At 26.5% G+C, this 13,386-nt stretch carries 13 protein-coding genes; 10 read left to right on the forward strand and 3 right to left on the reverse strand.

Annotated elements, in window-relative coordinates; genetic code table 11:
• Positions 1-98: 98 nt before the first annotated feature.
• From MARPI_RS10470 to MARPI_RS11415, 3 genes are all read right to left on the reverse strand, one after another.
• On the reverse strand, positions 99-578 hold the full coding sequence (locus MARPI_RS10470) for a helix-turn-helix transcriptional regulator (protein WP_014293684.1): 480 nt from the start codon (positions 576-578) through the stop codon (positions 99-101).
• 1 nt (position 579) lies between these two features.
• Positions 580-783, reverse strand: a complete 204-nt coding sequence (locus MARPI_RS10475) for a transcriptional coactivator p15/PC4 family protein (RefSeq protein ID WP_014293685.1) — start codon at positions 781-783, stop codon at positions 580-582.
• 124 nt (positions 784-907) lie between these two features.
• Positions 908-1,060, reverse strand: coding sequence for a ribbon-helix-helix protein, CopG family (locus MARPI_RS11415; RefSeq protein ID WP_420798104.1), 153 nt, complete (start codon positions 1,058-1,060; stop codon positions 908-910).
• A 287-nt stretch (positions 1,061-1,347) separates the two neighbouring features.
• Between MARPI_RS11415 and MARPI_RS10480 the strand changes: the two genes are divergently transcribed.
• The 10 genes from MARPI_RS10480 (at position 1,348) to MARPI_RS10535 (ending at position 13,376) form a co-directional block, all read left to right on the forward strand.
• A complete protein-coding gene (locus tag MARPI_RS10480) occupies positions 1,348-2,097 on the forward strand; it encodes a tyrosine-type recombinase/integrase (protein ID WP_014293686.1) in 750 nt (249 codons plus the stop codon).
• A gap of 12 nt (positions 2,098-2,109) precedes the next feature.
• Positions 2,110-2,301 (forward strand): helix-turn-helix domain-containing protein, encoded by a 192-nt coding sequence (locus MARPI_RS10485; protein WP_050899193.1) that lies wholly within the window; start codon positions 2,110-2,112, stop codon positions 2,299-2,301.
• A 20-nt stretch (positions 2,302-2,321) separates the two neighbouring features.
• Positions 2,322-2,801, forward strand: a complete 480-nt coding sequence (locus tag MARPI_RS10490) for a hypothetical protein (RefSeq protein WP_014293687.1) — start codon at positions 2,322-2,324, stop codon at positions 2,799-2,801.
• Between the two features lie 120 nt (positions 2,802-2,921).
• Positions 2,922-3,251 carry a hypothetical protein gene (locus MARPI_RS10495; RefSeq protein ID WP_014293688.1) on the forward strand — a complete coding sequence of 110 codons (330 nt, stop codon included), beginning with the start codon at positions 2,922-2,924 and terminating at the stop codon, positions 3,249-3,251.
• Positions 3,252-3,290: 39 nt separating this feature from the next.
• Positions 3,291-3,584 (forward strand): hypothetical protein, encoded by a 294-nt coding sequence (locus MARPI_RS10500; RefSeq protein ID WP_014293689.1) that lies wholly within the window; start codon positions 3,291-3,293, stop codon positions 3,582-3,584.
• A gap of 105 nt (positions 3,585-3,689) precedes the next feature.
• A complete protein-coding gene (locus MARPI_RS10505; RefSeq protein ID WP_014293690.1) occupies positions 3,690-5,837 on the forward strand; it encodes a DnaB-like helicase C-terminal domain-containing protein in 2,148 nt (715 codons plus the stop codon).
• Positions 5,838-5,846: 9 nt separating this feature from the next.
• Complete coding sequence (locus MARPI_RS10510) at positions 5,847-7,373, forward strand: hypothetical protein (protein ID WP_014293691.1); 1,527 nt, start codon at positions 5,847-5,849, stop codon at positions 7,371-7,373.
• A gap of 1,699 nt (positions 7,374-9,072) precedes the next feature.
• A complete protein-coding gene (locus MARPI_RS10895) occupies positions 9,073-9,675 on the forward strand; it encodes a type II toxin-antitoxin system PemK/MazF family toxin (protein ID WP_014293694.1) in 603 nt (200 codons plus the stop codon).
• A 2,239-nt stretch (positions 9,676-11,914) separates the two neighbouring features.
• A complete protein-coding gene (locus tag MARPI_RS10530) occupies positions 11,915-12,436 on the forward strand; it encodes a hypothetical protein (RefSeq protein ID WP_014293695.1) in 522 nt (173 codons plus the stop codon).
• A gap of 388 nt (positions 12,437-12,824) precedes the next feature.
• Positions 12,825-13,376 (forward strand): hypothetical protein, encoded by a 552-nt coding sequence (locus MARPI_RS10535; protein WP_014293696.1) that lies wholly within the window; start codon positions 12,825-12,827, stop codon positions 13,374-13,376.
• Positions 13,377-13,386 lie beyond the last annotated feature (10 nt).

Genomic DNA, 13,386 nt, shown 5'->3' on the forward strand with positions numbered 1-13,386 from the left:
TTAACTTATAAAAGTATTTTAGAGAAATTTATTCTAAAATATAGAATCCTCCGATATGGAGGATTTTTTTATGATAACCAGCATAGTATTCCATTAATTTATTCATTATTGTATTTTAAAATCTTTCTTATAGCTTTATCAATATACCTTCTTACATCAGACTTCTTAATGTTTAGCTTTCTGGCTATTTCTGACATTGAAAGTGTCTTATAAAGCTTATTAAATTTACCATAATATTCAAAATCATGATTGATATAAAACCAGAATAAACATTCTCTTTCCAGATCTGATAGATTTATTTTTTTGCTATATAGCCAAAATTCTACTAATTCAACGATAGCAAATGCTTTAATTAAACTTTCCGGATATCCTTCTTTAATCAATGAATTAAAATCACGAACACGATTAATTTTACTTTTTATAGTTTCATATTTTACAGAATAAAAGGAATATTCAAACTTTATTTTTCCTTCATCAAAATATAAATGTACTACTTGAGAAAAAATATCTTGAATTGCCTTTCTGTATTTTTGAAGATAATATGCTACATCTTTTTTAGTGACAATGATTTCATTCATTCTATACACCAGCTTTTAATTCATCTAATGCACCTCTTAAAACTTTTTCTGCTAATTCCAGTCTTAAAGAAATTCCTTTTTTGGTAGGTTTCCATTCGCCGTCTAGATCTTGGTAAAATACTCTAATATGTAAAAGTTGTTTTCCTGCATATTCTTCTATAAAAATTCTTACCTTCTCTCTGGTATTCTTATCAAACTCCTTCATAATTCACCTCCTCAGTTGCAAAAAAATTAGCGATAAGAGCACGAAAAAATCTTTTTGAATATGATTTATTATAAATAAAAATTAAAATGCCTTAAAACTTCAAATTTTAGCGATGGGAATTATTTCAATCTTCAAAGTAACCTCTTTCTCTTAAAAGTTTTATAATAGCTTCTCGTATTATCTCTGAAACATTTCGTCCTTCCTCTTTGCTTAAATCATCTAGCATCTTTTTAATTTTAATTCCTACATTTATGTTCAATCTATATATAATAATCACCTCCTATGTGTATTATACCACTATATAATGTATATATACAAAATATTAATACAAAATATTGTTTATTATGGTATAATATATATGGTGCGTATTATACTACATAATATGAACCAACACACTATATCTCAATTAAGATAATCATTTCCGCTATTCCTGAAAAACACTTTTTTGACCTTTATTTTTTCTCTTTAAAAATTGTTACATTTATTACTTGATTTTATATGTAATTTAGAGTTATAATTTGAATAGAAATGAAAAATTATGAAAAGAAAACAGGAGGTGGCACTATGAAGATTGAACCGGATAAAATTATGCAAGAGTATTTTAATTACTTAAGACATTACCGAGGAGTAAGTGAGAAGACACTTAAAAGATATGAATCAACAATTCGAGATCTGTTAGAATATGGAATAACCAAAAAAGGAACTGATAGATTTCTAAAATCTTTAAAGAAATACAAAGAAAGTTCTATTCAAACTAAAATCGTTATAGCTAAATCTTTCGTAAAATATCTTTATGAGCATGGATATATTAAAGAAAATTATCTTGCTAATGCTAAAGCACCTAGATATCACAGCTTACCAAAATATTTAACCGATGAAGAATTCAAAGCTATTACTGATAAAATGAATGACTATTATAGAGCTTTGGCCATATTCTTAAGAAATACTGGTTTAAGAATTTCAGAATATCATAACCTGACAGAAAAAGATATTAGAATAACAGGAGAATATGCAGAACTTAGAATAAAAGGTAAAGGTAATAAAGAACGTGTCTTATTGATAGAAAGAAAACTTTTAGATCTTGCAAATAAATACAGGCTTTTTGAAAATAAGAAATCAATAAGAGCTATTCAGAAATACTTTAATAAGCATGGAATACATCCTCATCTTTTAAGACATACTTTCGCTGTTGAATTTCTAAATAGAGGCGGAGCTATTAATCAATTACAGGCTATACTTGGCCATTCCAATATAGCAATAACTGACATATACACAAAGGTTACTTCAAACAATGTAGTAATAAAAGCTTTTTAAGGAGGTTATATTATGGGTTTAGAAGATGAATTTTTAACTAAAAAGGAAGTAGCAAAATTACTAAAAGTTTCAGAAGTTACTATATATCGTTGGTCAAAACAAGGAATTTTAAAACCAATAAAAATAGGCAAGAAAGTATTGTTTAAAAGAGCTGATATCGAAAAGCTATTAAACGAAAGCTATAAAAGTACTGAATCAGAATAAGTATATCGGGGGTGGGCTAAATGAAAAGTTTTTACGGAATAGATTATGAAGAATTCAAAGAAAACATATACGCATTTTTGAAAAGTTATTTTGAAATAAAAAAGATAATATTTGATTTGAAACCACTAGAGAAAGAAAAAATCCAGGAATTACATACTTATAACAATTTTTTCTTAAATACAGCTTTAATTAATGTATATGAAAATATCCAAAATAAAGAATTTGTTTTTATAATACAACCAGATAATTATAATCAAACACATGCTATTGTTGCAAAAGATGAGTTATCTCGGGAACAGCTCCAAAAGATTTATGATTTATTATTTATCTTAACTCAAGCTAAAAAGGATTTTTCAAGTGTATATATCAAATACTTTTTGGAATACCTTTATTTTAACTTTGAAATTAAAACTTTTGAAGGAATAACTGAAAACATGCAAAAATTATTGGACTTTTTTTATGACAAAATGGAACATGTTTTTGATGATTATACTCTATAATTTTGCGTTTTAACGCTAAGAAAATTTTTCTGATAGTAATTATATTATTAATACAAATAACTCTTCTCATATCGCGAAATTTTAGCAAATATAACCATAAAATCATTAGGGGGTGGGCTTATGGTATTTGAAATCATCTTTCGTGTGGATCCTAAAAAATATGGATTAAAGAAAACAGATCTTATTAATGGTCACGAACGAAAAGAAAAGTATTTTAATTCTTTGACCAAAGTAGTTGATGAAATCCTGGATTATTCCTATTACTATTCAAAAGACAAAGAGTATGAAGAAATTTTTATTGAAGGGAGGTTGCAACATGCCAGAAGTATAAAGCTTGATAAAGTTAGAAGTGTCCTTTATCGTCAATTTTTTAACGACGGAATCATCGGTTTTAATCAAAGCGGTGAAATTGAAGATGTATATCTTGAGAAGGTATTATTTGAAGAATAAAACGAGTTTTCAGAGTCCATAAAAAAAGGAGGAGATCTTATGATGAAAATTGAAAATCAGGAAAATGATTTATTCAGAATCACAAATGAGCTGGAAAACAATTTAATTCAGCTTGAAGTAATTAGAGACCTTTTGGCCAATTTATTTGATGTCGTAGATCCAGTAGCTATAAAAAAAGAAAGTGATGCTTTAGCTTTATATTCAGCACTTCAAAAATTAAAATATACGCATAATCTCTTATTCATACTGCTTGAAAATCTTGATGTATATATTCAAAGAAGCTATGAACAACTAAGAAAAGGGACACTTCCACACAGGAAAGCATCCCTCTAAAAAAAACACCAATTGATATGCTAATTATAGCATAAATTCCTAGATCTGCAAAATCAGCAGGTCTAGGATTATAAAAGAATCGAATTAATTTATGGAGGTGTATTTATGGATAATAAAGAAATTTTATTAAAAATAAATGATTGGGCTGAACAAATGGATTTAAAACCAAAACTTAAAAGTTGGAAAAATAATATCATATTTCGATGTCCTTTTCCGGATCATGATGATAAAAATCCAAGTTTCAATATATTTGAAAACCAAAATGGATACCTTGTATATAAATGCTTCGGCTGTGGAAAAAGTGGCTCTCTAATTGATTTTATAGAACAATTTAACCTTTACGACCATATAAATTTAAAAAAGCATAAAAAAGAATATTCTAAAAAATTTTATGATTACTTAAAAGCAAGATTGAAATTTGAAGATTTGTCAGATTTGAAATTCTTCATACGAAAATTCGGAATATATGAAAATAACGGAATAGCTGTAAATATAAAAGAATTTAATGATGGTTTATTCAAAAATACAAATGAATACATAAAAAGAAACTATTATGATAAAGGTCAAAGATATTATATTAGTAAAGGAGCACATAAACAACTGTTATTTTTTGAAGAAGTTTTAAAATTCTTCAATCCTGAAGATTCTAAATTTTCTCCATATGCTATTTTAACAGAAGGTATGTTTGATGCTTTAAGTCTTTGGCGTATAGATTTACCCGCAATTAGCATATTAGGATCAGGAAATGAAAAGAAATATCTAGAAGATCTAAAAAAAGCCGGCATTTCAATTTTATTCTTGATGTTTGATAATGATAAATCTGGAAGAGAAAAAACAAAAAAGTTTTTAGAATTAGGCCTAAAAAATTATGACTTTAAAATATATGTTTTAGATATCCCAGAAGAATTTAAAGATGTTAATGAATGGTTTATGAATAGCGATATTGAAGATTTTTTTAATGGAATTAGAGAACAAACTCAAATGTTAGCAGAAAGAAACGGATTTTTAGTTTTAAGTGAAATATCCTTTGGTGATTATCTAAGAGCTGAAAACTTCAATAAAAGAATAGTTGGCTTAAATAATTTAGTAATGCTTTATGATTCATTAAAAAATCCTGATTTTATATCAGAAGATGAATTAAACAAAACTTTAGCATATTTTGGAATAGAAAAATCAAAATGGTTAGAAAAATTCCATGAAATCAAAAAACTAAAACAAGAACAAAAAACTAAAAATAAATTAAAAGATTTTCTTAATAATATTCATAACTCAATTGAATTTGAAGATACTGAAAAAATCGTTAATGACATTTTCAGTTATGCTTTAACACTAAAAAAAGAAATTACTCCAAAGCAAATAAATCAAAAAGAAAAGTTTTTAAACGCACTAGAACAGGCACAAAATAGAACTGGATTATTAGGATATACCAGTGAAAAATTTAGTCAAATTGTTTATTATATGGACGGAGTTCAACCAGGATTTTATATAATAGCCGGACATCCAAATGTAGGAAAAACAGCTTTTACTATAAATTTATTCTTAGATCTATTGAAGGTAAATGAAGAACTTACAGGTGTTTATTATTCACTTGATGATAGTGACCTTCTTATATTTAATCGAATGCTGGCAACTTTATCAAATTTAGCTATAAATGAAATTCAAAAAAAGATCGAAGATGAAGAAAAACTGTTAAGATTTAATCAAGCAAAGGAGTTATTTTTTAAGTGGTATGATAAAAAGCTATTTATAAGAGATATTTCTGTAATTCCAGATTTTCCAACCTTACAAAGTGATATAGAAGCATTATATTCAAAATCAAATGGCCATTTGCTAGTAATGATTGATGGTCTTCATAATCTTGAAATATCCGATAAAATCGGCAGCTTAAGAGAAGCTAATATTATAAGAGCTAACAAAATAAAAGAAATTGTGGATATTTATAATATACCAGTATTTACCACAACTGAACTTAGAAAGCCCGAAAACTCTAATAGAAAAGATGTAACTATGTTTGATATAAACGAAACTGGTAAATATGCTTACAATGCAAATTTAATCCTTGGTATTACAGAAGCAAGTAGCGATAAAGCAAAAAATCCTTATGAAACATCAACAAAAAATGATGAAAATAGAATAATAGACGTAAAAATCAAATTCTTAAAAAATAAATTATCTTGGTTTAAAGGTGATGTGGACTTAAAATTTGAAACAAAGAAAAACAGATTTTATATGATAGATAATCAAGATAAGTAGGTGATATCTATGAGCTTAGAAATTCAAGTATTTGAAACTGAAAGAATGGCATTCTTTATAATGAATTATAGCGAAAAACTAATATATGAATTTTTGCAAAAGGCTAATGAATTTAAAATAGTGCCAGAAATGTTTTTTCCTTTTAACATTTATGATTTTGATGGCAATATTAATAACTTAGTTAAAGATTTTTTCCCAGAAAGATCTGAAAATCGATATCATAATAAGTTTCTATTTATGGTCGACAAACACCAAATTGAAATAACAAAAATAGAAAATATTTCACACGATGAACAAATAGCCAAAGGAAAAATTTCTTTAAAAAAATATAATGAGCTTTTAAAACATTATAAAAAGAATATTATTCTTGAAGAGAATATTAGCAAAAAATTACTTGAAATGTTAGAAGAAAATATAAAAACAATAAAAGAATTCGAAAAAAGAAAATTCAAATATGCATTAAAAAAACAAAATCTTACTAAAGAAGATTTAATTACTGCTGAAAGAAAATTTGAATCCTTTTTTAATTACAAAAACATTGATGAATTTATAAAAAATTTTCCAGATTCAAGTTTATGGTTATTTTTAAAATATTATACCAATACATATAAAGAATCCTACGTCAAAACTCCAGTTCATTTCGAAAATCTTTATACAGCATTACCTTTTGAAAAAGAAGGACAAATTCAAATATTAGATTCTAAAACACAAGAACCTATTTTATTAAATTTATCTTTTCCAGAACAAAAAGCTATCTTTGCTCTTCAAAAAATTCTAAAAAAAAGAAGTTATAATGGCGATAAAAAAGAACCTGTAAAATACACGCTTGAGGATCCAACTCTAGAAATAATAAATAATAATTTATACTCAGCACAATTAAGGATAAATTTGAATGAATATTATGAAGCTTACGGTTTAAATAAAAATAAAAAAAGCGGTGGCAAATTATATAAAGAAGCTAAAGAAGCTTTGAATTCATTATTAGCAAAGGAATTTGACTTTAAATTAACGTTTAAAGCATATGATAAGAAATCAAAAAAAACTGTTAAAGTGCAAGAGGTCGTAAGAAATATGAAATTAATGTATTTAATAGAGTCAGAAATATCTATTTTTGAAGGCAATAAAAGAACAAGTACAAGAAAAAACTTTTATATTAAGCTAAGTGATATTTTTACAAGAGATATTATCAAATATTCTCTTCATCTCCCAGAAGATGTTTTTGAAATTATATCAAAAAACTTTACACGTGATGCTGAAAGTGCAATGAATATACTCAGATATTTTTATTTGAAGGCTTTCAAACTTTCTTATCATGATAAAACTGGCGAAAAAACGTTGATAATTAAAGAAGATCTTGAACGCTTTGCCATAAGAGCAAAATTAGAGAAATATATTAAAGAAAGAAAAATTTCCAATTTAAAAAGAAGTTTAAGAACGAAATTGGAGAAATTTAAGCGGCTTGGTTTTATAAATAATTATAGAATTTCAAATGATGAAGTTTATATTGAACTAAATAAAAAAAGGTTTTTGTCTTAAAATATGGCGGCATTTTTTGCCGCCATTTATAGTAATATTATAATCTTATAATATTATAAGAGAAAATGCGGGGTCTGAAAATACGTTAAATACTAAATTAGAGAAAACGGCGTGCGCATTTAGGTACGAAATATGCGCATTTAGGTACGAAATATGCGCATTTAGGTACGAAATATGCGCATTTAGGTACGAAAAAATACAAAGAATTCAAAGACAGAGTGAATATAGAACTAACTCTGAACTCAATTATTTAAGTTTAGTCTCTCTAAAATATTAACCTCCGAAAAAGGTTTATATCAAAGAATAAAAAAAGGATATGTAATAAATATCAGATCTGAAATATCTTAACTTTTCTCAACCATTTTAAGCATAGTATGCTGAAGTGCCGAACACATTGTCAACTATGACATAGCGAAATGATTTCGTCAGGTGGAAATAATATGATTTTGGAAACAGAAAAGAGAGGGCAAAAAATCCAAACTAAGAAGTTATAATTTCTTACTTAATTGAAGCTTTAAGTTCTTTTTCTACTTGACTTATTATGATTAATTTTAAAATAAATATAAAAAGTGCTATAATTATAATAACTGGTAGCAAGATGATTTCGAAGATGTGATCATAGATTTTATTAATCAAAAAGACCAAAAGTACTTTTAGAGCCTGGAATATAGGCTCTAATTTCTTTTTAATGGGCATGATATCACGCTCCTTTTTTATTAAATTTTTGCCCTCTCAATGGAATATAGCTTTTTTTGAAGGTATTAATAGGTAAGGATATATTGTGTTGGTTGTAATGAAGTAATATACAGATTTAGACTTCAGAAAAAAAGAGAAGTTCTAATATATCTTTCTACGTAAATGTTAGTAATCCTAAAATTTTACATACTAAAAAGTTAAGAAGGCTAATCCGTCGTTTCAACGGGAGAGCTTTATTAAAATTTGGGCCACTCCAGGAAGGAGTCTTCAAATCGAAGATACCTTATTTAAAGCAAATACTAAAATTTTAGTAAGCGTGGCTCCTTTGCTTTAAAACAACTGCACCGCCCGTAAAAGGCAGTGCAATAAGAAATAAAAAAAGAAGTGTTGAATTCACTTCCTTTTCTTATTTTTTTGTATTATTATCAATTTTTGAATATGATAGATGTTTTGAATTATTGAAATGACATCTATAATATTAAAATCGATATACAATATTACATAAATTTTGTATAGTATTATTAAAATCCGAATAATTATTTCAAATGAAATAATGTGGTTGTGTTTAAGATATTTTAATGCAAACAAAAGTAATTCAATAATAAAGTAATAAATAATAGTCATTTTATGTCCTCCTTTATAAAAAAGTTTTTGGAGGCAATAGCCTCCAATATTTTTTTTATTTTTTTTGATAATATTTCATTTTATGAAACATCTGTTATAGATTTATGGATCCACGAAATCGCCTCCTTTCATTTAATTTAATCCACTATTCATTTTGAACACCTTTTAATTGGTTTAATATTGTGAAATAAGCTAATAATGAAGATTATAGAAGTTCAAACATCAAAGAAAAATAATCAAAACCTACATGATGTCGGATTTTTGATATATTCCAGACATTTAATTTAAAAATTAAGAGAGAGAATAACAATTTAAATGCTTTTTTTATCGGAAAGTGTGATATAATGAAGATTAGAGAAATTGAAGAAAGGGGTATTGTATGAATCAAAAGAAGAAATTAACTATAGATGATGTGAAAAAATATATTGAACAGGTAAGCAATTATGCTAAGAAAGTAATTTCTAAAGATAATATGGAAAAGATATATTATTCATTTAAGGGGTTTAAGATCTTTTTGGATAAGAAGTTATATGAAGATAATTTTGATTATAGTAAGATGCCAAGGTTTAAAAGAGGAGATATAATATATGTTGATCTTGGTCAAACGATTGGTTCTGAATTGTATAAAATAAGACCTGTTGTGGTTATAGAAAACGATAATAAAAAAAGTGAAAGAACTATAATAATAGCTCCGATAAAAACATCAAATAAAAAAGGATTAAAGACGAATGTTGATGGATTAGTTAAAATAGGAGATCTTTCAGAATTGGATGATGAAAGTTATGTTGACTTAAAGCAAATAAGGACGATAAGTAAAATGAGGATAAAAAGATTGGAAGAAATTAAGTATTTGAGAGAGCAAGGCTATAAAGGCTATAAATTAACTAAATTAAAAAATGAACAGCTTGATGAAATAGATATGCAAATAATCAAAATATTTTTAAAAAAAGGGAAAATACCAGAAGTAGATATCGAAGAATGAAAAATGAGGATTTAAAAGAAATAAGAAGTAATTTTATTCTAATTTATGATAAATGGTTATAATTGACTTTAAACACAGTTAACAAAGATATTGTTTTGTGTTATATTTATAATGTAGGTATAAACTACACTGTGCCCTTAGCGGTCTTAAACTGAATGAAATTGCCCTTAGCGGCCCAAGGCGTTTGGATTAATAGTCCAGACGCCTTTTTTTTATTTTTACAACTTTGTTTCTGACCTAAGCGACATCGTGTCGTTTTGATTTTTAACTTTTTTGTAATAAGGTAAGTATATTTTATTATTGCAGTTTTATAAAAATGCTAATGGCAGATTCTGCCGTTAGCTCTTCATGTTTTTGTAATTTGCTTAAAAGTTGCATGATTACTTGGTAAAGATGGCCTAACTATTATTCAATTCATTGATGCTTTTAGTAGAAGTCAAAAAAAAATAATGTTATTAATGAGATCTGGCTTCTGATGTTTTTTTTGTTTCGGTTTTGTGAAGTTACAAACGAAATGGTTTCGTTTGTGTCTTCATGATTTTGTAATCTATAATTGATGGCGCTTGGCGCCGTTTGATTATTAAACTTTTTGTAATTTATAATTCCAGATCTTAAAATGAATAAATCTTTTGTTTTAATGATTATATCAATATTTCAGTTTTATATTCTAATTAAAGGCATAACTAAATCTCTTGACTTTTCTTGATTCAAAAGAATATAATTTTCTTTCCTTTTTATCATTAAGGAAGTAACGGTATGTTACTCCCTTTCAGTAGGAGAATTTAGTTCATAAATTCATTAAAGAATTTTGTGAAAGTGTTAATTTTCATATATAGTTACTAACAAACACGGAAATTTTAGGCTGACATTCCAATAAGGTTACATAAGTTCAAAATAGCTATATTTCAATAATTTGTCTGATGGTTGTATATATATAATGCTTAAATGTTTCAGCTTTTCTCAGATTGAAGTTGTTAATTTATTTATGACAGGATGAAATATCCTAGCATATGAAATCAGCTTTTTTTATAGCGTGGAAAACGTTTATGATTTATAAGGTTATAAATTATGCTCGGAATAATATTCCGGTCATATGTTTTTTTCTCATGCCGCATGAAATTTTTTATTCGAGATTTAAAAAGGATATAATAATACACTATTATTTATGAAGATAATTAGAAATAGGCAAGTTATCATCAGTTTCATGTGTTAATTTATTAGTAGGAGGTGGGAATATGACAGGCTAAAGAAGTTTAGTTATGTTACAAAAAACAAGAAGAAAAATATAATTAATAGTGTAGAAAAAAAATAAAAAAAGGAGTTGATGTTACGATGAAAAAAGACTTATAGAATTTGATATTTGGGGTTAAAAGAGGTCTTTATTTATTGATAGGACTTATTATTATTTTAATTGTAGTATAGTTTTGTTTGGGTGAAAAAGAGTCCATTGAGAATTTAAAAGAAGTATTGAAAATTTTATTGAAAATTGTGAGAGATTTGAATTTGTTAGAAGAAGTTTATAAAGAAATTTTTATGAACGGAGATGAAGAAAAGGAAGAGGCGTTCCCCTCCTCTTCCTTTCTAGCTGCTATAATATTTCAAATATATGAAATGCTAAGCGACATTATGTCGTTTTGCTATTAATATAGCTGTAAAGAAATAAACTGGATTATAGAATGAACCAGTTATTAAACCAGTTATAGAAACGTCTAAAATCCTTTTATAATCAATATTTGATGAGTATAAAATAAGACGATTTAAGGCTATAAAAAAATATTTTATGATTAATTAGCCATAGCTGTAAAATAAAGCACCTTATAAAGCCTATATCATTTTACAATTATATTAAGAGAATGGTTAAAAGTTGCATAACTAAATGATTATAGAAATTGATGTAATATAAAGTGTGATACAGTATATGATACATGTTGATATACAAAGTATGATACAGTTGTATATCATGAAGTAAGATTTCCTTTTTTTAAGTGTGCGTATGTGTGTATTTTATATAAATTTTTAGATCTGTATACTCGACTGTTTAAATTTAGTCAACAGCTATAAAATCCTTTTTATAAAATAGTTTTATGGTTTTATGATATACAAGATATGATACAATGTATGATACAGAATATAATACAAGATGTGATATAGGTGTATTACTGATATACAGTGTGATATATATTTGTATTACATGAATATGTATAATAGTGATTATAAAATGATTTGGGGGCGGTCTCAGGTGGGCGTAAAAGAAGTTGAATTATTAAAGGATGAAATTCGCCAATATTTACTCTCTGGATATTCCATGTCAGCAACAGAAAAAAAACTTGGATTGACCAGAAATGATATTCCGCGATATTATAAAAGAATTACTGGAGAGGATCCAAAAAATTTGGTTGAAGAAGCAAAGAAAAAGAAAGTATTAGGAAAGCTTAGGAAGAATGATTCAAAGCCAATTATAGCAAAAGATATTCAAGAAAGTGAAAGTCCAGGAATTATAAAGAGAATTGAAGAGCTTGAAAAGAGAATTGAAGAGCTGGAGAAACTAGTAAAAGATGCTAAGAAAATTGAATCTGCTAAGAAAGATTTATCACTTTCCAGTGAGTTTATAACCACTTATAATACAGGTGAGAAAAAGCTATATAGTGTGAGGATATTAAATAATCTTAAAGAGAAAATCATAAAAGAAGCTAAGAGAAATAATGTATCAGCTAATCAGTTGATTAATATGATTTTATTTGAATATTTTAAAAGAAAATAATTTCTCTGTTCTGCTATCCAATTAAATGGTATACACTGAATGATATACCACTAAATAGTATACTTTTTATTCAATAATTCAGATTTAGACCATAAATCATTATGCTAGATGCATTTAAGAAGAAAGGATAACTCAAATAGAATGATACTTACTATTTAATAGAAGGTATAAATATGATATAGGAGCTCTAAATGAAAGGAAAGCATCATTCTAAAAGATAGATGCATTCAAAAAAAATCGCTTAGAGTAATGCTATATGGGAGATAAAATCATACGGATAAAGAGAATAACTCATTTTGAAACCACTTAATATTTTGATATAATATCGTAAAATAAAAAAGTATTAGAATAAAAGGTTTAATATTTTATAGATGGGGGTGAGATTGGTATGAAGAAAGGTTTGTTACTCATTGCATTGTTATTATTTGCAACAGTTTTTTTTGGTAATATCACTATTGGAAATCCGGTGTTTGAAAATCAGCATATTAAAGTAACCTTTAATATTAAAACTATTGATTTTGTTATTAAAACCATAGGTATTAAAATCGAGAATAAAACGGATAAACCTGTTAAAATTTTATGGGATGAAGTGCTTTTTACCGATAATAAAGGTGAAGCCTCTGGTGTTATTCATTCTGGAGTAAAATATATAAATATGGATCGACCACAAGTTCCTTCAGTAATACCTCCCAACGGAAGTATAGACGATGTGATTATTCCTAAATCCCATATATATTATTACAATGGATGGAAGAAAATTTCGATAAATAAAACACCTTCAGAACGATATTTTTTTATAACATATGAATTCGACAATGAAAAATATAATTTAGACGGAACTCTTTTATTAAAAGAACAGAAAAGTAACATAAATTGGGGATTGATATTGGGTGTATTAGGCGTCATGTGGTTAATTGGTACATTAGCTTCACCACAATGATAAATAATTT

The organism is Marinitoga piezophila KA3 (genome assembly GCF_000255135.1).
GTDB classification, from domain to species: domain Bacteria; phylum Thermotogota; class Thermotogae; order Petrotogales; family Petrotogaceae; genus Marinitoga; species Marinitoga piezophila.